The organism is Gluconobacter sp. NFX36 (assembly GCF_049887835.1).
Lineage (GTDB): Bacteria > Pseudomonadota > Alphaproteobacteria > Acetobacterales > Acetobacteraceae > Gluconobacter > Gluconobacter japonicus_A.
The window spans coordinates 1-24,047 of sequence record NZ_JAGEKJ010000022.1; the positions used below are offsets into that span (position 1 = coordinate 1).

15 protein-coding genes are annotated in these 24,047 nt (G+C 57.5%); 8 read left to right on the forward strand and 7 right to left on the reverse strand.

The annotated features are described in order from the left end of the window. Window positions 1–424: 424 nt before the first annotated feature. The gene (locus J4P41_RS14445) at window positions 425–826 is read right to left on the reverse strand and encodes a winged helix-turn-helix transcriptional regulator (RefSeq protein WP_426067667.1); all 402 of its coding nucleotides are present in this window, start codon (window positions 824–826) and stop codon (window positions 425–427) included. Between the two features lie 100 nt (window positions 827–926). Between J4P41_RS14445 and J4P41_RS14450 the strand changes: the two genes are divergently transcribed. The 6 genes from J4P41_RS14450 (at window position 927) to J4P41_RS14475 (ending at window position 9,546) form a co-directional block, all read left to right on the forward strand. Further along, on the forward strand, window positions 927–1,946 hold the full coding sequence (locus tag J4P41_RS14450; protein ID WP_426067668.1) for a zinc-binding alcohol dehydrogenase family protein: 1,020 nt from the start codon (window positions 927–929) through the stop codon (window positions 1,944–1,946). A 52-nt stretch (window positions 1,947–1,998) separates the two neighbouring features. Beyond that, the gene (locus J4P41_RS14455; protein WP_015075041.1) at window positions 1,999–2,433 is read left to right on the forward strand and encodes a cupin domain-containing protein; all 435 of its coding nucleotides are present in this window, start codon (window positions 1,999–2,001) and stop codon (window positions 2,431–2,433) included. A gap of 13 nt (window positions 2,434–2,446) precedes the next feature. Next, window positions 2,447–3,565: an L-dopachrome tautomerase-related protein gene (locus J4P41_RS14460; RefSeq protein ID WP_426067669.1), complete on the forward strand. Its 1,119-nt coding sequence runs from the start codon at window positions 2,447–2,449 to the stop codon at window positions 3,563–3,565. A 575-nt stretch (window positions 3,566–4,140) separates the two neighbouring features. Further along, window positions 4,141–4,935 carry an ImuA family protein gene (locus J4P41_RS14465; RefSeq protein WP_426067670.1) on the forward strand — a complete coding sequence of 265 codons (795 nt, stop codon included), beginning with the start codon at window positions 4,141–4,143 and terminating at the stop codon, window positions 4,933–4,935. Beyond that, window positions 4,820–6,373 carry a DUF6504 family protein gene (locus tag J4P41_RS14470; protein ID WP_426067671.1) on the forward strand — a complete coding sequence of 518 codons (1,554 nt, stop codon included), beginning with the start codon at window positions 4,820–4,822 and terminating at the stop codon, window positions 6,371–6,373. The genes J4P41_RS14465 and J4P41_RS14470 overlap by 116 nt, the downstream gene beginning before the upstream one ends. Then, window positions 6,370–9,546 carry an error-prone DNA polymerase gene (locus tag J4P41_RS14475; RefSeq protein ID WP_426067672.1) on the forward strand — a complete coding sequence of 1,059 codons (3,177 nt, stop codon included), beginning with the start codon at window positions 6,370–6,372 and terminating at the stop codon, window positions 9,544–9,546. The genes J4P41_RS14470 and J4P41_RS14475 overlap by 4 nt, the downstream gene beginning before the upstream one ends. 93 nt (window positions 9,547–9,639) lie before the next feature. Here the strand turns inward: J4P41_RS14475 and J4P41_RS14480 are convergent, their stop codons facing one another. The 6 genes from J4P41_RS14480 to J4P41_RS14505 are packed head-to-tail and all read right to left on the reverse strand — an operon-like array spanning window position 9,640 to window position 20,504. Then, window positions 9,640–12,069, reverse strand: coding sequence for an ABC transporter permease (locus J4P41_RS14480; RefSeq protein WP_426067673.1), 2,430 nt, complete (start codon window positions 12,067–12,069; stop codon window positions 9,640–9,642). A 17-nt stretch (window positions 12,070–12,086) separates the two neighbouring features. After that, window positions 12,087–13,499, reverse strand: a complete 1,413-nt coding sequence (locus J4P41_RS14485) for a TolC family outer membrane protein (protein WP_426067674.1) — start codon at window positions 13,497–13,499, stop codon at window positions 12,087–12,089. Window positions 13,500–13,537: 38 nt separating this feature from the next. Beyond that, window positions 13,538–15,970, reverse strand: coding sequence for an ABC transporter permease (locus J4P41_RS14490; protein WP_426067675.1), 2,433 nt, complete (start codon window positions 15,968–15,970; stop codon window positions 13,538–13,540). Between the two features lie 5 nt (window positions 15,971–15,975). After that, complete coding sequence (locus tag J4P41_RS14495; protein WP_426067676.1) at window positions 15,976–18,471, reverse strand: ABC transporter permease; 2,496 nt, start codon at window positions 18,469–18,471, stop codon at window positions 15,976–15,978. Window positions 18,472–18,486: 15 nt separating this feature from the next. Continuing rightward, complete coding sequence (locus tag J4P41_RS14500; RefSeq protein WP_211568741.1) at window positions 18,487–19,170, reverse strand: ABC transporter ATP-binding protein; 684 nt, start codon at window positions 19,168–19,170, stop codon at window positions 18,487–18,489. Window positions 19,171–19,184: 14 nt separating this feature from the next. Continuing rightward, the gene (locus tag J4P41_RS14505) at window positions 19,185–20,504 is read right to left on the reverse strand and encodes an efflux RND transporter periplasmic adaptor subunit (RefSeq protein ID WP_234931038.1); all 1,320 of its coding nucleotides are present in this window, start codon (window positions 20,502–20,504) and stop codon (window positions 19,185–19,187) included. Window positions 20,505–20,703: 199 nt separating this feature from the next. On the opposite strand from J4P41_RS14505, the gene J4P41_RS14510 reads away from it, so the two are divergent. Beyond that, window positions 20,704–21,873, forward strand: a complete 1,170-nt coding sequence (locus J4P41_RS14510; RefSeq protein ID WP_211568740.1) for a sigma-54-dependent transcriptional regulator — start codon at window positions 20,704–20,706, stop codon at window positions 21,871–21,873. Window positions 21,874–22,068: 195 nt separating this feature from the next. Beyond that, entirely contained in the window at window positions 22,069–23,094 is a 1,026-nt protein-coding gene (locus J4P41_RS14515) for a sensor histidine kinase (protein ID WP_327791956.1), read from the forward strand. The last annotated feature ends 953 nt before the right edge of the window (window positions 23,095–24,047 follow it).

The following is a 24,047-nucleotide window of genomic DNA, read 5'->3' on the forward strand; positions in this document are numbered from 1 at the left end:
GGGCCAGCCGCTCTTCAACATCAAAGAAACCAGGCTGCTTCATCTGCCATCATCCCCAATCAACGCAGGAGAGATGGAATCACAGAGGAACCCTCAAATCCAGAAGGTTTTTCGAACCCTCCAGGTCAAACTCCCATCTTGCCGTAATAATGTCGGACATAGATCGGCGCGGCAGATGAGTATCAGTATTTGTCTGCTGGCCTCTACCACACATGGCCGCTGTTAATGCCCACACGACGCAATAATGCTGTCTTAGATGTGTTTGCTTTCGGACAATTACGAAGATGAACTCTGTGGCCAATTTGGGGACGGCAGTCGATATGAATGTAACCGCTGCGAAAGGCTGCTTTTCAGTCATTTTTCAGCGATATCGGACATTCCGCTTTCCCCCATTCCCGCCATTAGCCAAATGACTACTCAGCAATCATTCAATCCCATTTGCGGCACGCGAGAGTACGCCATACTGATCTGCACAGGCCCCAGGACCATGCCTGAACTCTGTGTGCTCATCGCCCCAGGCCTTGAGAGCCATGATGACAGGCTCAAGGGTCCGTCCACGTGGAGTGAGGCTGTATTCCACCTTTGGCGGAACTTCCGGATAAACCGTCCGTAACACGAACCCGTCGCGCTCCAGTTCGCGAAGCTGGGTTGTCAGCATTCTCTGGGTGATATTGGGCAAGCGCTTGCGGATGGCGTTGAAACGTAAGGTCCCCTGAAGCAGGTGATAGAGGATCACGCCTTTCCATTTTCCGTCGATGAGCTGAAGCGTTGCTTCAACAGCGCAGCCGGGGCTGCAATCGAGCGACTGATGGCGGATGCGGGTCATAACGGTATCATTTCCGACACTATGGGCGTTAAAAGTGCGTTCTTGTCTGAAAACAGCATAATGCTCACTCTTCTCCTCATTCAACAGAGGAGCAGACATCATGCGGGCCATCGGTTATCAGACGCCGCTTCCTATCGAAAATCCGGCGTCCCTTCAGGACATCAATCTGCCGAAACCCGTCCCTTCGGGCCGGGATCTTCTGGTGGAGATCAGGGCCGTGTCCGTCAATCCGGTTGATACGAAAGTCCGCCGCAGTGCAACACCGAACGCGGGCGAGTGGCGTGTCTTGGGCTGGGATGCCGCAGGCGTTGTCGTTGGAACCGGACCGGACGTCACGGATTTTTCTGTCGGCGATGAGGTCTTTTATGCGGGCGCGATCAACCGTCCGGGGACCAACGCCGAGTTTCATCTGGTCGATGAACGGATTGTCGGTCGCAAACCCCGCTCCCTGAACTGGGCCGAAGCCGCGGCCTTACCGCTGACCGCAATCACCGCCTGGGAGATGCTTTTCGATCGCCTGGACATTCATCGGTCTGTGCCGGGAACGACGTCCTCCATTCTGATCATTGGAGGTGCAGGCGGGGTCAGTTCCATGGCGATCCAGCTGACCAAGGTTCTGACTGATATCACGGTCATTGCCACGGCTTCGCGACCCGAAACGCAGGACTGGGTTACATCTCTCGGGGCAGATTACGTGATCGATCACAGCAAGCCTTTGGCCGCACAGGTTGCTGCCCTTCCTACGGGCGCCCCCGGTTTTGTTTTTTCCACGACGCAGACAGATCGGCACCTGGCAGAGATCGTCGCACTTCTAGCCCCTCAGGGACATTTCGGCCTGATTGATGACCCTGCTGAACTCAATGCTGTACCCCTCAAGCGCAAAAGCCTGTCCCTGCATTGGGAGCTGATGTTCACCCGCTCACTGTTCGGAACGGCAGACATCAGCATACAAGGGAAACTCCTGAACGAGGTGTCGCGCCTTCTGGACGAAGGGCGTCTCCGTACGACGCTCGGCAAAAATCTTGGCGCGATCACCGCCGCCAATCTGCGAGAGGCTCACGCTCTGATCGAGAGTGGTCAGGCCAAAGGCAAGATCGTGCTCGAAAGTTTTCCTGCCTGAGCGGAGAGAACCGTGACGAAAACAGTCAAAGCGCTTGAGAGGAGCAGACCTCATGAATGACGAAGAACATCTGATGACCCTGAACCGGACGGGAGGTCGCTTCGATCTGAATAAAATTGCCGCTGCGTTTCCCGAAACGGCGGACACGATGCTGCTGGACACCTATCTGACCGACAAGCCGGAAGCCAGTATCCGGGTCTTCAGGATTTATCGGGAAGTACCGCCGCATTATCATACCCAGTGCGATGAAGTGCTTCATGTCCTCTCCGGGACAGGCACGTTTTGGATCGATGATCCCAAGGAGGAAGCCCCGTTTGCACCCGGCCATCTTCTGGTGTTCCCCCGTCGGGCCGTGCATGCCGTACCCCGCATTCTGAGCCAGCCAGTTGTTTTCCTTGCTATCGACACGCCGCGACGGGCGCCAGATGACGTGGTGTTCGTGGATCCTGCCGACGGTACGCCGTCCGGTTTTATCGCAGGGATCTGACGGCATGGGAGTCATGAAACAGAATCAGCCGCATGCTTTCACAAAAAGAGGCCTGCGCAGGATCGCCATTGCCGTTTTCACGGGTTTCGTTGGGGTATGCGGGCATCCTGATCCTGCCCGTGCTCAGACCATCAGGATTGAGGCGACTACTAACGCAATAGACTGGAACGCCGTAGCGCTTGCTGGCGGTCATGTATTTGTCTCAGGCCCTCGCTGGACCGGGTTTTCCGGACCGGCCGTGGGTCTTCTGACGAAAAGCAAAGAGATAGAGCCGTTTCCGGATGCTGACTGGAATGGCTGGAAACCCGGACGGGATGCAACGCATCAGTTTGTCAGCGTCAACGCCCTCCATGTCGCTCCTGATAAAACGCTCTGGGTTGTTGACACTGGAACTCCGTCTTTTGGAGGTCCACCCGTACCCGGGGGAGCCAAACTGGTCCGCATTGATCCGGAATCAGGTCATGTGCTGCGGATCTATCCTCTGGGGCCAGAGATCGCGCAGGCAGGCAGTTATATCGACGATATCCGTTTCAACGGGAGGCATGCTTATCTGACGGATGCGGGCAAGGCCGCCCTGATCGTTCTTGATGTCGAAACAGGTCATGCACGTCGTGTTCTGGACAACGATGTTTCCACGCGCGCGCGGACAGATCGACCGATTGTCATGGATGGACACGTCGTGGAGAACCGTTCGCAACAGCCGCTTCTGGTGAATACCGATCCACTAGAAGTCAGTCCGGACGGGAAATGGCTGTATTTCGGGCCGCTTGAAGGGCCGTGGTCTCAAGTTCCGACAGCTCTGCTCGATGATCTCAATGTGTCGTCAACTGATCTGTCTGCGGCTGTTCAGCCGTGGGCAGATTTACCTCCAATCGGGGGCAGCACCATGGACATTGCCGGAAACCTCTACTTTACCAACCTGAAGGATAACGGCGTCTATCGCAGGGACGTTTCCGGGAAGATCACGAGACTGCTCAAGGATTCACGTCTGCACTGGGCGGATGCACCTTGCCTTGCACCGGATGGCCGACTGTGGCTGCCCGTCGCGCAACTGGACCGTCTTTCGATGTTTCATCAGGGGCATTCCCGCAGTCACCAGCCATTTTTGCTGGTATCTATCGATCTTCGATGACCATCAAACGCCATGATAATCGCCTGCGGGAAGTTTTCTCTCGTGCGAAGGTACTCGCGAAGTCGCTGTGCTTTGGCGGATATCGTCACCTGTAATGCCATCGAAGTTTGCCGGGATCTTTTGTCGGAAAGTCAGGGGGAGCAATCCATCGGCGTGTCTGGGCGGTAAGATGCCGCCGCCATGGACGTCAGCTATAATATTCATGAAGCCGTTAGCAGACCTTCGGCTTACCCCCTAGCGGACATTACATGTTGCTTCTGGTGCGGGTTGAAAGATCAGAGATCGATCCAGTTACAGCCCCTGAAGCCTTTGCCTCGGGATACCAATGTTATCACGGCAGCGTCAGCTGTGCGCATGTGAATTTTTCCCTGAGTTTTGCTTCGGGGAGAGATGAAGAGGAAGAATCCTCTACCTTCAGGTCTTTACGTCACCTCCAGGAATTTGCCTGAGCAACGAGTGGGCAACCAGCCTGTCTGTCAGGTGCAAATTGGCATTGACTTGCGTAATCGCATAAGAACAAAACAGGAACATATAGTCTTGAAATTCTGCCAGACAAGGGGCGATGGGCCTGTGCAATGAGTGCTTCTTCCAACACGAAACCAGCGCTGGAGACGTTGCGTGCTGCCATCAGCCGTCTGGAAGGTCATACAAACCGGCGTCGGTCTGTTCTGCCTTTTGGCGTGAGGGAGATTGATAGTCGTCTGCCAGGGGGAGGGCTCGCGCTGGGGGCGCTGCATGAAGTGGCCGGTGGCGGCAATGATGCGCTGCATGCTGCGGCAGCCGGACAGTTCGTCGCCGGGATCGCGGCCCGGACACGCGGCAAGGTGTTGTGGATCGTCACCCGTCAGGATGTGTTTGGTCCCGCGCTCAAACAGGCCGGTTTGTCCGGCCGAAGGGTCATTTATGTCGAGGCCGCCGCGGAAGCAGACGTGCTGGCGTGTTTCGAAGAAGGGCTACGGCATGGTGGTCTTGGGGCTGTAGTCGCAGACGTGGCGCATCTGTCGATGACAGCATCCCGCCGTTTGCAACTGGCGGCTGAAACATCCGGTGCGCTTGGCCTCGCGATCCGGCGCTGGCGCCGTCAGACCGGGGCCGCCGATTTTGGTCAGCCGACGGCGAGTGCCACGCGCTGGCGGGTGTCCGTATTGCCCTCGGTGGGGCTGCCGGTGCCGGGAGTGGGGCGGCCCCGCTGGTTGTTGGAACTGATCCGTGCCCGTGCGGGTGAATGCGCTGATTTTGAAGTGGAGGCCTGCGATGCCAAAGGGAGGCTCGCCTACAGTCGTTGTCTCGCGGGTGGTCTCGCTCTACCTGCCGCTCTGGTCAACAGACCGGATCAGGAAGCGGCTGGGGCACGACGCGCCCGCGCCTGATCTCCCTCTGGCGCTGGTAGGGCGGGATGGGCGTCGTCGCGTTGTGCTGTCGGCTGACCTGGCAGCCCGCAGGCTGGGTCTGCGTCCTGGCACGCCGGTCGCCAAGGCGCAGGCGCTCTATCCTGATCTGGTCTTCATGGATGCCGACCCCGAAGGCGACCGGCAGGGGCTGGAAAAGCTGGCGTTATGGTTCCAGAACCGTATTTCCCCTCTCGTCGCGACCGATCCGCCGGATGGCCTGATTCTGAACACCACGGGAGCCGACCATCTTCATGGTGGTGAGCGCACCATGCTCACGGACATGATCCATCGTCTGTCCAGTTCCGGCTTCAGAGCAAAAGCGGCCATAGCCGAAACGTGGGGCGCCGCTCATGCGCTCGCGCGCTATGGACAGGCGTCGCTGACTATCGTGCCGCAGGGGGACGTGGCTTCCGTCCTTTCTGACTTACCCATTGAAGCCCTGCGTCTGCCCACCAAGAGTGTCGAAGGACTGATAGCGCTAGGGGTGTCGCGGATTGGCCCACTCGCTGCGATGCCGCGGGCCCCGCTGACACTACGCTTTGGCCCCGACATAGCCCGCAGACTGGATCAGGCCTTCGGTCGCGTGAGTGAGGCCATCATCCCGATCCGGCCTGTTGACCCGGTGCAGGTGGTGCAAAACTTTGCCGAGCCGATCGCTGCGGGGGAGATCATCGCCCGCTATATTGGCAAGCTGGTTCCTGTGCTGTGTAAAAAGCTGGACGAGCGCGGGCAGGGTGTACGGCGTCTTGATCTGCTATTGAACCGTGTCGACAGCCGTACCGAAGCTGTTCGCGTGGCCACGGCGACGCCGGTGCGGGATATCAAACGTCTGACCCGGCTGCTGTGCGAGAAGATCGAGACCATCAATCCCGGTTTCGGCATTGAGCGTATGGTGCTGATTGCCTCGCTGGCCGAGCCGATGGACCGGCGTCAGACCGTCTCCTCCCTGATCCAAGAGGAAGAAGGCGATGTTTCCGACCTGATCGACACGCTGGCCAATCGGGTCGGCACCCATGCGCTTTATCGGTTTGCCGCGGTGGAGAGCGATCTCCCCGAAAGGTCTTTCTGCCGCGTGCCGGCTCTTGCCCCGGAAGAGGCAAAGGATTGGCCCAATCACTGGCCACGTCCGACACGTCTGCTGCCGTGTCCCGAACCGGTGCAGGCCATGGCAGAACTCCCCGACCAGCCGCCGTTGTTCTTCATCTGGCGTGGCGTTCGGCGCAAGGTGAAATGCGCGGATGGCCCGGAACGTGTTTTCGGGGAGTGGTGGAAGGATGACACCGAACTGACCATCGCCCGGGATTATTTCCGGGTGGAGGACACGAGCGGAGAGCGGTTCTGGCTCTACCGCGCGGGGGATGGTGAGCATGGCGAGACCGGATCGCAGGCCTGGTTTCTGCATGGCATTTTCGGGTGACGTCCTCAGTACCTCCTTATGCCGAGTTGCAGGTCACAACGTATTTCTCGTTCCTGCGCGGGGCCTCATCGCCCATCGAGTTGTTCGAGGAGGCGAAAGCGCTTGGGATTGAGGCGCTCGGGATCTGTGACCGCAATTCTCTGGCTGGCATGGTGCAGGCCCATGTTGCGGCGAAAGTGGCCGGAATTCGGCTGGTCGTCGGCTGTCGCCTCGACTTTACCGATTTCCCGCCTGTGTTGGCCTATCCGACCGACCGCGCTGCTTATGGACGGTTGTGCCGCCTGCTGACCATCGGCAAGGCCCGCGCCGGGAAGGGTAAGTGCCATCTGGTCTGGGAGGATCTGGTTCACTGGGGTGAAGGGCTGCTTGTCATCCTGATTCCGGATGTGGCCGATGACGCATGCGCCCTGCATCTGCGCAAGCTGAAAGGCGTCTTTGCCGACCGCGCCTTTATGGCGCTGACGCTGCTCCGGCGTCCCAATGACCAGATGCGGATTTATGAACTGGCGAACCTGGCGCATCAGGCAAGAGTGCCGACGGTCGTAACCAATGACGTGCTGTTTCATACCTATGACCGGCGCATCCTGCAGGATGTCGTCACCTGTATCCGGCACAACACCACCATCGACGACGCCGGGTTTGCCCGTGAACGCCATGCGGATCGCTACCTGAAACCGCCTAAAGAAATGGCCCGGCTGTTCAGCCGGTATCCGGAAGCTGTTGCGCGGTCCGTCGCTATCATGGAACGCTGCAGGTTCAGCCTTGATGATTTGGCCTATCAGTATCCGGATGAAGTCTCTGTTCCGGGCCAGACGCCACAGCAGGCCCTTGAAGCTCTGACCTGGGAAGGGGCGGACAGTTTCTATCCCGAGGGGATCCCTGACGAGGTTCGCAGGAGCCTTCAGCATGAACTCGCCCTGATCGCACGCATGGATTACGCACCCTACTTTCTGACGGTGCACAGCATCGTCCGTTACGCCCGTTCCCGGGGTATTTTGTGTCAGGGTCGTGGTTCGGCCGCCAATAGTGCCGTTTGCTACGTGCTGGGTGTCACGGCCATCGATCCGGCCCGGAACAATCTGCTGTTCGAGCGCTTCATCAGCGAGGAGCGACGCGAGCCGCCGGATATCGACGTAGACTTCGAGCATGCACGCCGGGAGGAGGTGCTCCAGTGGGTCTACAGTCATTATGGCCGGGACCGCGCAGCCCTGACGGCCGTCGTGACGCGTTATCGCGCCAAGGGTGCATTGCGGGATGTCGGCAAGGTCATGGGATTGCCTGAAGATCTGATCCGTACGCTCTCCGGGCAGATCTGGGGCTGGGGGCGAAAGCTGGAAACAGACACGCTGACGGAAACCGGCATCGATCTCTCCGATCGACGTGTCCGTCTGACCCTGGATCTGGCCCGCTGCCTGATGGGCGTGCCACGCCATCTTTCCCAGCATCCCGGCGGCTTCGTGCTGACTCATGACCGGCTGGATGAACTGGTCCCGGTGGAGCCCGCGTCCATGGAGAACCGGCAGATCATCGAATGGGACAAGGATGATATCGATGTCCTGAAATTCATGAAGGTCGACTGTCTGGCGCTGGGGATGCTGACCTGTATGAAGAAGGGGCTCGACCTTCTGGCCGAACACAAAGGTCAGCATTTCACGCTTGCGACCATTCCGGCCGAGGATGCGCGCACATATGCGATGATCCGCAAGGCCGATACGATCGGGGTCTTCCAGATCGAGAGCCGGGCACAGATGTCGATGCTCCCGCGCCTCAAACCTCGCGTTTTCTATGATCTGGTCATTGAAGTTGCGATCGTGCGGCCTGGTCCCATTCAGGGAGATATGGTCCATCCTTATCTGAGACGACGCGAGGGACTTGAGCCGGAGGAGTATCCGACACCTGAATTGGAAAAGGTGCTGAAAAAGACCCTTGGCATCCCGTTGTTTCAGGAGCAGGCGATGCAGGTCGCGATGGTCTGCGCAGGATTTTCGGCCAGCGAGGCGGATCAGTTACGGCGTGCCATGGCGACGTTCAAGAATACTGGCACTGTCTCCCAGTTTCAGGCCCGGCTGGTCGAAGGCATGAAGCGCAAAGGATACTCGGAAGAGTTTGCCGAACGGATTTACCAGCAGCTTGAGGGCTTTGGGTCGTACGGTTTCCCGGAGAGTCATGCGGCAAGTTTCGCAATTCTTGCCTATTCTTCGTCCTGGATGAAATGCAGACATCCCGATGTGTTTCTGGCGTCCCTGCTCAATTCCCAGCCGATGGGGTTTTATGCACCGGCCCAGCTTGTGCGGGACGCGCGCGAGCATGGCGTTGAGATCAGGCCAATCTGCGTCAACGCGTCACGATGGGACAGTACGCTCGAGGGGCCGAAGACAGGAGAGGGCAGATTTGCCGTCCGGCTGGGCATGAGTCTGGTGAAAGGGCTTGCCAATGATGAGGCCGCCCGGATCGTTATCGCGCGGGGGCCAAACCCGTTCACATCGGTAGACGATCTGTGGCGTCGGGCCGGGGTGAAGGCAGCTTCGTTGGTGCATCTTGCGGAGGCGGATGCCTTCCGGCCGGCTTTCTGTCTCGCACGACGTGAAGCGCTTTGGGCTATCAAAGCTCTGCGTGACGAGCCCTTGCCGCTGTTTGCTGCGGCCATGGTGGAGCGCGAGGCAGAGGAACCCGATGTGTTGCTCCGGCCCATGCAGGAAGGCGCCGAAGTGACACGCGATTTCAACCGGACAGGTCTGACCCTGCGCGACCATCCAGTCGCCTTTCTGCGCAGCAATTTGCGTGAACAGGGCATCGTGTCCTGCCGACAGGCACTGGACGCAAAGGACGGACGCCGACTGACAGCGGCAGGGCTTGTGCTGGTGCGTCAGCGTCCGGGCTCGGCCGAAGGTGTGGTGTTCCTCACGCTTGAAGATGAGACCGCCGCGCTGAATGTCATCGTTTGGCCTGACATGTTCGAGAAATACCGCCGCGTCGTGCTGTCCAGCCAGATGCTGGGCGTAAAGGGTCGTCTTCAGAAGGAAGGCGAGGTCGTGCATCTCGTCGCCCGCGAGATCATCGATTGTTCTGCGCTTTTGGCTGATGTCGGGAGCCGTTCTCTGCGCAGCGTTGGCAGAGAACGGCAGGAAACACAGTCCGAAAAGATCATCGTGACATCACGAAATTTCCACTGACTGATACAGGCATGTGACAATTCCCGGATGCCCCGAAAATAGGGCTTGTTATTCCATGTTTCGATCAACAATGAGTCGATTTGTTCAAGGTTCTCATCCGGCCTGATGCAGGGAGCGTGCAGGAGACAGTGTCGCGATACGTCGGGTCTGGGCGATGATTGTCAGAACGGCGATAGAAAGCGCGACTGTCGTGACTGCGAGGAACGGCATCGGGGTAAGGCTGATCCGGTCGTTGAATGACGATAGCCAGATCCGCATCAGCACCCAGGCTGTAGGCCAAGCGACAAAACTTGCAAAAACAACAGGCCGAAGAAACTGGATGAGCAGAAGCCAAAGGACATCCTGGGTTCGGGCCCCAAGAACCTTGCGGATCCCAATCTCCTGTCTTCGGCGCGAAACGTTAAAGGCGGAAAGTCCGTAGAGCCCGAGACACGCGATGCCAATGGCTACCGCAGAACCGATACCAAACAGGGCACCGTGACTTTCATCCCGCCGATAATCGTCCGCAAAAATGTCAGATGCGGTTTGCGCTGAGAAAGCCACATCGGGCGCAACTTCAGCCCATGCCCTGGCGAGGCGATCCATTTCAATCTGAGTGGATGTTCCACTGTAGCGGACCAAGCCGCCAATATAGGAAAACGAGCCGGATGCGCCCATAAAAAGTAATGGCCTCATGGGAGCATTCGCCGAGCGGACCCGGATATCCTCGATGACGCCGACGACATGGTAAGTCTGAGGAGCACCGCTTTCCTGAACATCTTTTCCAACAGCATCCTGGGGTGAGGAAAATCCAAAGCGCTCGACCGCAAGACGCGTCAGAATGACGCTGGTGCCATTTCCCGCTGTATGTGGATCGACCGGGTAGTCCTGCCCATGATGGCTATCGAAAAAACGCCCTGCAAGCAGGTGTACGCCGATCACGTCGAAATAGCCGTCGGTCGCACGCCCCCAGTTCATCGCGTGCTTTTCGGGATGGCCTGCAAGCAGCCAATCGTCGTTATTGAGGGCGTTGTGAGGGTAAATATCCGAGCGTGTCGCAATACGTACACCCGGAACCTGTGCTAGCCGCGTTATGATGTCCCTTTGTCGACTGACGAGGGAGGCATCATTCAGCGAAGGAATGACGATGAGGCCGTCCTGCTTCATGCCGCGATCCAGCATTCTGATGTGACGTGCCTGGAGTCCAATGACGAGGCTGCAAATCGCAAGCGTCATGGCAAAGCTGAACTGGAGTACGACCAGAAGAGCGCGCAGTCTGCTTTCAATCCGACCGCCAGCCGGTGTCTTACTTGCCGCCAGTACGGCAGCCGGACGAAAACCAGAGATAATCAGCGCAGGATAAAAACCTGCAAGTGTGCCAGCCCCCAGAACGACGAGCGCGTTAATGAACAGTACGAATACCCAGTCCATCGAGAGGGCCCAACCACCCCACAGATTGACCCAGTGCAACGCCAGCTCCGTAAAAACTGTTCCGAGAACAGCGGCCATCATGACCATCACGTAGGCTTCGGTCATGAACTGCGCAATCAGGGGCAGCCGCGTTGCTCCCAGCACTTTTCGGACAGCGACTTCGCGGGCCCGCAGGGCAGAGCGTGCCGTAGCCAGATTAACATAATTAATGATGGCTGTTGCCAGAGCGGCCAGTCCGATCAGACCAAGGATACGCACAAGAGCACGGCTGTTTCCACCTTCTCCAATGGCAACCGCGTGGAAATGGAGGTCTTGCAGTGGCACCAGCTCCAGTCCTCCGCCACCGAATATTTCCTGAAGCAGATCCTTCGTCCAGTTGCCAGGATGCTGGTAGGGATAATGCGCCAATCCAGCTTGAATGCGCGGAATAGCACGTGGATCGTCGACCCGAACCCAGAGTGTTCCCCACATAGACCCCCAGTTTGTGAAAGCATATTTTGAGAGCCAGCTTGTCGGAATGACCTCGATCAGATCGAACCCCATCGTCTGGTTCGGAGGCTGCGGCGCCAGAATGCCGCTTACGATCGCTTCCGTCTGACCATTATCGATCCGCAGGCGCTTTCCCAAAGCCTGTTCGGTCCCGAAATATTTACGAGCCATATCCGTCGAAATCACGACCTTCCCCGGACCGTCCAGCGCGGTAGAGCTATCTCCGGCGAGGAGGGGCAATTTGAAGACGGAAAAGAAAGCGGGGTCCGTCAGCGTTACTTTTTCCTGTGACAGAGTCAGCCCCGCCCGAACAACCAGCGGTTCTTGCAGCATCCGTATGGCTGCTCCAATTTCGGGAAAATCCTGCTTAAGGAACGGGAAAGGAACAAAACTAACGTCATCGCTTTCGGACGGCGCATGACCGGTAGGTCGAAATACCTCGTTCAGAACATAAAGGTGGGAAACGTTAGGAACGCTGGCGTCGTAGCTGTTTTCGTAACGCACGATCAGTGCCATCGTAAGGAACACGGCAATGCCGAGTGCGAGGGCCGCCAGATTGAGAAATGTATAGCGTTTCTGACCGGTAAGAGTACGCCAGGTGGCTCTGAGAGTATCGGCGAACATAATCAGGTTCTCCTTTCTTACCAGCCGGCCTTGTCGATAGCGGAGATCGGCGCCTGAAGAGGTTCCCAGCCGCGGGTCCGCGCATGCTGAAGTTTTGCCGCAGCGTCATAATAAGGCATTCCGGGTAGGAGATCCCCACTCTGAAGCCGCCCCATCGCGGCAAGAAGTGTTGCTTCTGCGACGATGGTATCATGACGACTGCTTGCGAGTTCCACCTGGGCTGACCGCAGGTTCTGATCGGCATAGAGGACGTCGGTCGTGCTCCGCAGACCGTAGCCATATTCGATCTGGTATCCCTTGAGAGACGTTTCACCGGATTTGACTTCGGCAATTCCGGCACTGATAGCCTGTAATCCGTTTTCAACGGCATGCCAGTTGGTTGCCACGTCCTGAAGCGCGGTCCGCCGCGCGAGCTCAATGTTCTCGCGGGCCTGTTCGTCTATGTTGCGAGCCTGCCGGATCTGGGAATTGTACAGATCTCCGTTGTAGAGGGGCTGGACGAGTTGCACGACGCCAGTCACCTGTTCGCCATACTGTCCACCCCGGAAGGGTGAGGCGGGACCGATCGTTCCGAAAGTGCCCTGAACCTGAATTTGCGGCCCCCACTGTGAGCGGGCGGTGTCGATGTCGGCAGACGTGGCTTTCTTTGTTTCCTGCATCTGGGCGAGCTGTGGATTAAGTATAAGCGCAGTTCTCAGCGCCTGATCAAGCGTTGCAGGCAGACCCGGCAGGCTATCGGGCATTGTGAGTTCACTGGGATCCGCGCCAATAACCGCGCGAAACTGGGCCACGGATGCTGCAAGCGTGGCCTGAGCCTGTGTAACGGCAACCTCTGCTGACCGGCGGCGCGTCTCCGCCTGCTCGACATCGGTGCGCGTAACCTGTTCGGAGGGCTGTCCACCGAGATTGTAAAGCGAAGTTGTCAGCTGGACCTGCCTTGTCAGCATTTCCAGATCTGCACGACGGACGTCGAGGATGTTTCGGTCTCGCAATACATTCATGTAGGCCGTGACGACATTGGTGAAGACCTGCGCCTCGACGAACCTCAACTGATGCTGCTCCGCCTGGGAGCGGGCGTCCGCTGCACGGACCTGATTGGCGACATGGCCGAATGAATACAGCGTCTGCTTGGCCGATACATAACCTTCAGCAGAGTTGGACGTATAGGAGCCAAGCGCAAAGGCGCTGGTGTATGGCCCCTGTTGATAGGAAGCGTCCATGTTCAGCTGAACGGTGGGCCTCCAGCCTGACCTGGCTTGCGCTGAGTTTTCGGTAATGGCGCGCTGATTGGCCTGCTCACCCCGCAGTGTCGGATTGCTTCGGTAGGCAAGAGCCAAAGCCTCCTGCAACGTTTGAGCGTCTGCAAAGGCTGGTAAAGCGGCCGTGGACGCAACCAGCAGGGCAAGAACGAGGGGCGTGCTGTGTCTCATGATCGGGCAGGGTCCTGAGAGGTGAGTAGAGCAGCGGTTCATGAAGAGCCCAGAGCGATGGCCGGTGCACTGCGGGCACCGCGGCGGATCTGGAACAGAGTTGTGAGAACCGCGAGCGCGAGTACGATCAGGGCAGTCAGGACGAAATAGAGCGGGGAAAGGCCGATCCGCCGGTCAAACCCGGACAGCCAGTTACGCATCACCCACCAGGCAACCGGCCAGGCGACGATGTTCGCAATCATGACGGGCCGCAGGAACTGGAGGATCAGAAGGCGCGTCACCTGCGGGGCTGTTGCGCCCAGCACTTTACGGACCCCGATTTCGAATAATCTGCGGCGGACGTTGAACACGGCGATGCCGTACAGGCCGATGGAGGAAATGGAGAGGGTTACAAAGGAGGCGACAATCATCAGCATTCCGCGCTGCTGTTCTGGCCGGACATCCTCATCAATGATGTCACCGACACTGCGCAGATTTAGCGCGCTTTCCGGATAGACCTGCTTCCAGATCGTAGCGAGTGCTGCTCGCGTTGTGTTTTCAGGAGCGTTTCTGTAGCGGACAGAGAGTACGCCGTACCCAATCGGTCCTGATATGGCATAGTAAAGCGCAGGTGTGACGCTGGCCCGACTGTCCTTGAAACGCATGTCGGCAATGACGCCGATGATCGTCTGGATATCCTTTCCATGCAATGTAATCGGCGTTCCGACGGCACTTGCATCATTAGCGAACCCAAGCGCTCGCACTGCGGATTCATTGATGACGACATTATGTGTGCCGAACGCCAACGCCTGGCCGGTGAGGAAACTGTCGAATGGGGCCGCGGGCATAGGGCGACTGTCGTAATCATGAGAGCTGTCGAACAGGCGCCCGGCGAGAAGGTGTGCCCCCCAGACAGGAAGCGTCGAGGATTGTGTTCCGATCACAGCCAGAGTGGCAGGCGTTGCATTTCCTGGGCGGGTTGTGTCGAAGGTTATACCTGCGCTGCCTCCACCGGGTGCATCATCTGAAACCGTGGAGCCAGTGACGCCTGGAAGGTCACGTACAAGATCGCTCAATCGCTGCTGGCGCAGACGCTCGGTCGGGTCATTCGGCAGATGGCTTACGAGAAGGCCGGATTGATGGAACCCACGTTCCATGGTCTGGAGCAGGTGCGTCTGGCGCCAGATGACCAGCGTGCAGATTGTCAGTGTCACAGCGAAGGAGAACTGAACGATGGTCAGCCCTTCGCGCAGGCGGCGCCCGAGGCGACCGCTTCCTGGCAGGCGGGCTGAGGAGAGAACCGTAGCCGGCCGGAAGCGTGAGAGGACCCATGAGGGATAGGCTCCTGCGCAGGCCCCTCCGATGACGGAGGTAATGATAAGGAGAGGCACCGCAAAGCCGAAATCGAGCCGGATGGGCCAGCCACTCAGCGTAGTGATCCAGGGCAGCGTCAGTTCAGTCAGGGCGAGGGCGACAAAGGCCGCAATCAATGCCAGCCCGATGGCTTCTGCCGTAAACGACAGCCCCAACATCAAGACCGTTGCTCCCAACACCTTGCGCATCGCGACTTCACGGGCCCGGGTTGCCGCAAGAGCCGTGGACAGTGTGACGAAGTTAACCAGCCCTGCGCCGAGTGCCAGCAGACCGACGATGCCAAGGATCACTGGCAGGCGTTTATCAGTCCCTCGCATTCCAATGGTGGCGTCGAAGAAGTGCAGACTGGTGAGAGCACGCCCCCGGACGACATATTTTTTAGCGTCTTGTTCCGACAGCCCTGCGGCATGTCGCTGTACGAGACCTTGGAGGAGGGTGGGGAATTGAGATGCGACCGATGGCGAGACCCGCACCCAGATTTCAGATGTGGCCATTGGCCAGAGATCATTGATGTGCAGGGCTGCCCCCGAAGAGGGAACAATGATGTCAAATCGTGGTGTGGTATTCGCGGGAAGTTCCTTCAGAACGCCCGTGACATGCAGCCGGTGGGTCTGCCCTTTCTGGGTCAGGTCGAGTGTTTTTCCAAGAATGCCATGGTCGGTCCCGAAGAAGCGTAGTGCTTCTGCCGGTGACAGGACTACGCCGTCTGGGACCAGAGCCGTTGCGGGATCTCCTTCCAGAAGCGGCAGGGCAAAGACATCAAAGAGATGCGGGTCGGTGCGCGCAATAAAGACGTCCCAGGCGTTTTCATTGACGCGAATGGTCGCTCCGGAAAAGCCTCGCAGGACGGCGGTCGCGTTCCAGTCCGGATGTTCGGCACGTAGTGCGTCGATCAGGCGGATGCTGGAGACGGAAAACTCACTGTCATCGAACGCGTCCAGCCGGTAAATGTCCGCAGCGTGTGGAATCCAGCGGTCAAAGCTGAATTCGTAACGCACGATCAGGGCCAACGTGAGAAACGTTGCCATACCGAGTGCCATGCCAAGCACGTTCAGTGTTGTGAACAGACGGCGCTGGACGATGCCGCGCCAGAAAACCAGGGCGATATGGGACAGCATGACGCTTACTCCGCTCTGAGCGCACGGGCCGGTTCGGCGCGGGCAAGACGTAGTGTTTGTCCGAGGACGGTGAGGGCAGCGATGGCAAAGGCGCCGAGAATGGCGATCAGGAAATGAGCTGGACTGAGGGCAATGCGCTCGTCGAAGCCGGTGAGCCAGCGCCGCATGAGCAGCCACGCAACGGGGCTGGCGATCAGGCAGGCGAGCAGCACGGGCTTAAGGAAGTCGCGCATCAGCAGGAGGATGACCTGTGTGGCCGTTGCCCCCAATGTTTTGCGGATGCCGATTTCGTGCAGTCGCCGCGCTGCCGAGAAGGACGCCAGCCCATATAGCCCAAGGCAGGCGATCAGCAGGGCGGCGACCGCTCCCACCGTGAAGAACCGTCCGCGGCGCTCGTCGCCTGTATAATAATCCTCCATCAATTCATCCGCTGGGGCGAAATGGCTGGCGACGTCGGGGCGGATGGTGCGCCATGCACGGTCGAGCCGTTCCGCCATGACGGTATGAGGGACGCCAACGAATCGTATAGCGGGGACGGGATCGGAAAAGCCCGAGACTTTCAGAGATGAGAAAAACAGGATTTCCGGGGGGATCGTCTCGCGCGGTGATGCAAAACGGATGTCCCCGATGACGCCAATGATTTTCTGACGGATCTTCCCGCTGTGCAGGATTTTCCCGATTGCCTCCGCCGGCGCGCCGAAGCCGTAAGCCTGAACGGCTTGTTCATTCAGAATAACGCTGCGTGGCGCATCTGTATTTTCGTCAGACGACGGATCTTCGGGAGTTTTTTTGTCTGGTAGTGAGGCGTTGTCCTGCCCATGATTCATGTCGAACCAGCGCCCGGCCAGCAGGCGTGGATGATATGTCTCCTCGTAGCCCGGGGAAACCCGATCTCGCAGAAGCTGCGCCTTCACCGGCCCAGAGGGGCCGTCATAGACATAATCAGTTCTTGTCTGGGAATGCGGATTAGGTTGCAATTCTCCGAACGCCGCCGACGTCACACCCGGTACAGCGCGGAGTGTATCGAGCATGTGTCGTTGCAGGCCGATATCCTGCGTCAGCATCGGCTGGCCGATCAGCAGACCAGATTTGATGTAGCCCCGGTCCGCATGGCGCAGGAAACTCGTTTGTCGATCGATGACAAGGGTGCAGATGACGATACAAACTGCGATAGTGAACTGGCCAGTCACCATCACATTGCGGAGGAGCGAGACCCGCCGCCCGCCTGAGGGCATACGCGTCGCCGCAAGGATCGCCGCCGGTCGATAGCTGGACAGAACCAGAGCGGGATAGACCCCCGCTGCCAGCCCGCTGCCGAAAATCACCAGCGGCAACAGCCAGCCTATGAAAGAGTAGTCGATATGGATCGCTTCGCCCGTCATGCTCGCCATCAGGGGCACAAAGATTTCGTGCAACGCCAGCCCGACGAAACCAGCGATCAGCGATACGACGATTGCCTCGCCTATGAACTGCCCGAAAAGAACGCGCCTCGACGCCCCAAGGGTCTTGCGCAATGCGACCTCCCGGGCGCGCATCTCTGAACGTGTCGTGGCGAGATTGACCGCGTTCGCGCTGGCGAGGATGAGAGCGAGAAGGCCAATCAGGCCGATGCTGTCGATAACGTTTCGGTCGACGCCGTCGTCCGCGTCCTCGACGGTGGCGTCATGAAAATGCAGGCTACGAAGCGGCGTTGCCGAGAGCGCGTAGACCTTGCCCGGGTTAGGGCCAATGGAGACGCGATCGTCTGCCTCGCCGCCAGCACGACGTTCGACGAAATCATGAAGCCCGGCACGGAGCGCCGCCAGATCCTCGGGGCTGCGCAGTTTCAGAAAGACCTGACTGCAACTGCTGCCCCAGTAGAGAAAACAGGTTCGGGTTGCCTTCATTTGCGACGGGATCGGAAGAAGCACGTCCGTGCTGCCGAGCAGGCCCGGCCCGGGAAGGGGGGCTAGCACGCCCGTCACCACATGGACGGTTTTCTCTCCGCCTCGATTGATGGAGAGGGTTTTGCCCACTGCATCGAGACTACCGAAAAGCATGATTGCCGCGTTGTGGGAAAGAACGATCGCATCAGGCCGGCCCAAGGCGGTTCTCGGGTCTCCTTTAAGGAACACAAGCGGGAAGATGCGGAAGAAGGCGGCCTCTGTCATATACCCCTGAAGGGCAGTCGAGCTGCCATCGTGCATGGCGTGCACCGTTGTGCCCATGAGTGGGATCACGTCTTCGATCTGCGAAAAGTCCTCTTTCAGGAACGGAATAGCGCGGAAGGTCGTGGCCGCACTTTCATAGGGCGTCGTCCCAGGCTCGGACCAGTGCTCGTCGATGCGGACGATCCGGTCCGCATCGGTGAAACCCGCATTGTAACTGTATTCAAACCGCACCAGTAGGGCGAGAGTCAGGAACACGCCGATCCCGAGGGCGAGGCCGATCACGTTGAGGCCGAGGTAAAGAGGGTGACGGCGGCCCTGACGGAGGACGCTTTGCAAGATGGTGATGAGCATGACGCTTACTCCACCTCAGATCGCGTTGCGGACGGACACCACGACCTGACCGTCGAGCATGTCGATGCGACGGCGGGCGAGGTCGGCGTGGCTGGGGGAATGTGTGACCATAATGATAGTGGCGCCTTCGTCATTGAGGCGCTGAAGGATATCCATCACCTGTGCGCCGTTATCGGTGTCCAGGTTACCGGTCGGCTCGTCGGCGAGGATCAGGCTGGGTTGGCCTACGATGGCGCGCGCAATGGCCGCGCGTTGTTGCTGGCCGCCTGAGAGTTGAGAAGGATAATGCCGTGCGCGATGCGCGATGCTGACATGATCCATGGCATGCGCTACGCGGTCCCTACGCTCGCTTTTGGGCATCTCACGGTAGATGAGTGCGAGTTCGATGTTTTCTTCGATCGTCAACTCATCGATCAGGTTAAAACTCTGGAAGACATATCCCAGATGTTCCCGGCGGAATTTGGCCAGTTCCGCTTCGTTCATTGCGGTCAGTTCCTGTGTGCCAAAGCGATAGGAGCCACCGGTCGGCCGGTCGATTGTGCCGAGGATGTTAAGCAGGGTGGATTTACCGCAGCCTGAAGGCCCCATGATTGCAACGAATTCGCCGGCCTCGATCCGAAGATCGATATCCTGGAGGGCCGTGGTTTCCACCTCATCGGAACGGTAGAGGCGCTGGATATGAGAGAGTTCGATCAGCATGGTGTTTGGCCCTGTCAGTGGATCGAGAGATGGTTGAAATTCTTGTAGGAATTGTAGGAGGAGACGATCACCCGATCGCCATCATGCAACCCGCCGGTGATTTCGACCTGCTCTGGATTGCGACGCCCGGAGGTAATTGAAACCCGATCAGCGCTGTGATCTCCTGATGCCATGACAAAGGCCGAAGAGCCGCCACTCGCCTCCAACCACGCGCCATTTGGCAGAACGAGGGCGCGATGGGTTTCACCGAGCGTGATGCGCAGATCGACGCTTTCTCCCCGCCTTAGGCCTGCTGGTGGAGGACGGTCGAAGGTAAGTTCCGCACGAAACTGGCCGTTCGTGACTTGTGGATGCACGCGGGATACGGTCATGGGCAGTTTTGTGTCGCCAAGATCAGCCTCGGCCCGTTCGCCAATTGCGACGCGACCTAGATAGAATTCATCAATATCCGCATCGAGACGGTACTGTCCCTCGCTGTCGATCTGGCCGATCTTATCTCCAGCTTTCAGTGACTGCCCCGGCTGAAGGTCAAAATTGGTCAGTCGGCCATCCAACGGCGCACGAAGGACGAGTGCATTGAGGCTGGTCTCCACGACGTCCAGATTGGACCGCAGCCTCTGGGCTTCTTCGTCAATCTCGTTTCCCTGCCGATCCGCGACCTTCAGATCCAGTGTCAGTGCATTTTCAAGGCGTTTTAGGCGCTGGGCGTAATAGTCAGCCTCGTCACGATAGGACTGAACGTTCGCGTCCGATTCAAAACCTTGTCCGTGTAGTTGCTGGCGGATGGAAAGCTCGCGCTGGGCCTTGAGAAGATTATATCTGGCCTCGGCAAGCTGCGTTTCTTCGGTTGTGCGGGTCTGTTGCAGGGTCAGGCGCTGGGCACTAACTGCACCGAGTTGGCTTGCGATCTGCGCTTCGCGGGAGGTGACGTCGAGCTGGAGTTGAGGATTGGTCAGATGTGCCAGAACATCCCCCTTTTTCACGAGGGCACCATCCTTTGCCACGACCTCAGAAACTTCTCCGCCCTGTATGGCGTCGATAAAAGTGACATTGAGCGGAGCAACGGTGGCGCGGACTGGAAGATAATCGAGAAACGGTGCGGACTGTACGATCGCGGCTGTCAGTTGGTCCTGAGATACCGAAAGCGTTCCCGATGCAGGCACCAAACGCCATCCAGCCCAGAGAAGGCCAACAACTACAACGGGCGCGCCATAACGCAGGGTCTTCCGGAGCACGACCTTACGCCGTGAAGGAGGGACCACCCGATCCATAACTGCGCCTGATGCCGGGCGCATCGTGATATTCGACGACGCTTTGGAAACGGGTTGATCCATGCACTGTTTCTCCTGTTCGCAAACAGTGTATCATGGAGATGATTGAATTTATCTTATTGATAAATAAGGAAGAAATTAAGGTATCCATCTAGGATATGTCCGGTTTCGAACGCAGTGTCCGGAACCGGACACCTCTGAAAGGCCAGTCAAGATCGAAATGGATAACTTTCGCAACGAATCGGAAGAAGGAAAGTCGTTAGTGCCCCGTCTTCTCTTCGTCGATGATGATCGCGATGTGCAGATTGCTGCGAGGCTATTATTTCGCCGAAATGGGATCGAGATGCTTTCCGCGTATGGAGCGGAAGAGGCTCTGACACAGCTTGCATCTTTCCCTGTGGACCTTGTGCTGCTGGATCTCAATTACAGGAAGGGCGAAAGTAGCGGCGCAGAGGGACTGGCCTTACTCAGAGATATCCTGGTTCTCCGTCAGGATCTGCCCGTGATCGTCGTAACCGGCCATAGCGGCGTAACGATTGCGGTTGCAGCGATGCGAGCAGGCGCTGCTGATTTCGTTATGAAGCCCTGGAATAATGAGCGCCTTCTTGCTCTGGTTGGCACAACTCTGAAGGGACGTCGGGCCGATCAGGGGGCTGAAACCGATCCTGTTATGATCGTGGCATCGGAAAAACTGCGCCGTATTGTCACTGAAGCCGACCGCTTGGCCATTACTCGTGCTCCACTGGTCATTACAGGGCCCTCCGGGGTTGGAAAGATGCTTCTTGCACGGCGCATTCATGCGCTTTCTCAGGAGAGCAATCCTGCAGTGACGATCCGCGCGGAAGATTGCGAGGAACTGCCGGAAGAAGGCGGAACGTGGATCTTTCGCAACTTTGAAGCGCTGTCTGCACCCATGCAACGACATCTGGCAGACAGGCTGGATGAACCCACGCCCCTACGGGTCATTGCCCTCTCATCTGTGGATCATACTGGTTTGGAGGCTGCTCTTGACCCGCGACTGATGCTGCATCTTGGGATGATAATACTGCCGCTGTCGCCTCTTCACGAGCGACCGGAGGATATCCTTGCCCTGAGTGGACATTTTTCACGCTATTTCTCAGTTCGACACGGGCTGATTGAGCCAGTGATAGATGAAGAGCGGCGTCAGCTGCTCTGTGGAGAAGTATGGCTGCAAAACGTGCGCAGCCTTCGTGCAACCGTTGAGCGGGCGGTCCTCACGGGAACATGGAGTTGGACATCATCTGACGGGCAGGGCGAGACTTCAAAAAGCACGCCTACACTGCGCGATACAGAGCGGTCCTTGATCGAGGCAACTCTTCGCAAACACGGATTCAATGTCACACAAGCGGCGCGGGAGCTGGGCCTGACACGACCGGCGCTTTACCGTCGGATGGCAAGGTATGGGCTTTAAATGCGGGTTGCGATTGAAACGCTTCTACTGCTTTCCGGCATCGTAGCGGCCTGTCTGATCACGACTCCGGCGTGGCAGCACGGGTTTTACGCGACGTCTGTTCTGCTATCGTGCCTGGGAATATTTTGTGCCGGCTCTGTCTTAGATGCACAAATCCGTATGGTACGACGCCTGAAACGACAGGAACCTTCTGTCGTGCGATCTGTGGATCGGGAAAAACTGCGTAATCGAGCGCTGCTGGACCATGCTCCGGTCCCGCTGCTGATCCAGTATGTTGATGGCACCCTGCATGCTGCCAATCGCGCGGCGCGGCGTCTGTTCATGACGGAAGGTGTCCTCCGCGATCCACCACCGCCACTTGTCATGGCATTAGAAAATGATGAGACAGGCCCAGAAAAACGTCTGATCCGGCTATCGTCCAGCGGAGGCTCATCCCGAGTCTATGCGTTATCGGTGGGGAAGGGTGGTGGCGCCGGAGGCATCGTAGCGTATCTGGCACTGACAGATGTTGAAGCCGGACTGAACGCTGCTGAAGCACAGGCACTTCGTGATCTGTTGCAGATTTTGAGCCATGAAATCATGAATTCCCTCACACCCATCGTTTCTCTGTCGTCGACGGCAGAGGATCTGTTTGCCGAACAGTGCAGTTTGAAGAGAGAGCCTTATGAAACAGACGATCTGATCATTGAGGCGCTTGGGACAATCCGTCGCCGTACTGAAGGGTTGGATCGTTTTGTTCGTGGGTACCGTGATCTTGCCCGTCTGCCAGAACCGGATCTAAAATTAACGGACCTTGGTGCATTGGTTCAGGAGATTGTCCGAATTTTTACTGCGCGATGGAAAGAATCTGTGGTGCTGGATGTTATTGTACCATCCAGCCGTATCATGGTTCGACTTGATGCCGTGCAGATGGAGCAGGCGCTGTTAAACCTTCTGAACAATGGCGCAGAGGCTGCTCTCGAACAGCCTGATCCTCATGTGCAACTGGCTGTCGAAGCTGTGAGTAACACAATTACTATCCGTATTCGCGATAATGGACCGGGTATAGACGTGGATCTACGGGAGAAAATCTTCGAGCCGTTTGTGTCATTCAAGTCAGGAGGAAACGGGATTGGATTGCCTCTCGCGCGCCAAATTATCAGAGGTCACGGTGGTAGACTGACATTAAGGATCACGGACGAGAAATTACATTGGAACACAACGCTTGAGGTACAGTTATAATATATTTCGCAAGGAAAAAGCAACTTTGTACACACCATCTGAGATGGTAAGGTTTTTCATTTATAGGCTACGTAACCCTCTCAAATCGCTACTTTGATATACTGGATTAAGAGCAGGGGTATAATTATGGGTATTTTGGAATTACCATCGAAAATTTTCTTTGAAAAATCATACAATTAACCATTCAAATACATTGACATCCCCTCCGCCACTTTCTAATTTACCCTATAAAACAAGCGGTCGTTAGCCATAGTGAGTGTCACTTCACATTAACGCTGCGTCACTAGTCTAGCGTCACCTTGGCGACAAGCACTGCAAGCGTCTCACGTCGCTCTTGGTGCTATGGCTCGGGCCAGCCTTCGTTGATAGAAGGTAGCATGGATATGGCTAATCTGACGAACCGGTATGGACTCTAATATGTCCGGTTCCGCATCCCGGAAGAGCGCAGGACAGACGCTGACAAGGCGCTGGGATCAAACACAGGCATCCGCCGGAATATCCTCAAATCTCTCCAGACATTCACACACAGGGAAGCTCTCAGACTTCGTGACACCGCTATTGAGGCAATCAGGCGGGACCTGAATAGAAAGCTGGTAGGTGCTGCTGGCCTTGCACCTCTTCGATGTGCCTGATTGGATGAATGAAGACCGCTTGGTCGCTGAGGCTTTAGAAGCCCGGCGAGAGATTGGATCTGCCTCCGATAGCGATAACTTTTACGACAATCAGACAGGTGCTTCTGATAGCCCTAGAGATCTGGTTATCGAGAGCGTGGATAGTATGCTTAACGGAACTTGTGTGGCCATCTGAGAATACCCTTGTCGATATCACCTGGAGGGTTCGAAAAACCTTCTGGATTTGAGGGTTCCTCTGTGATTCCATCTCTCCTGCGTTGATTGGGGATGATGGCAGATGAAGCAGCCTGGTTTCTTTGATGTTGAAGAGCGGCTGGCCCG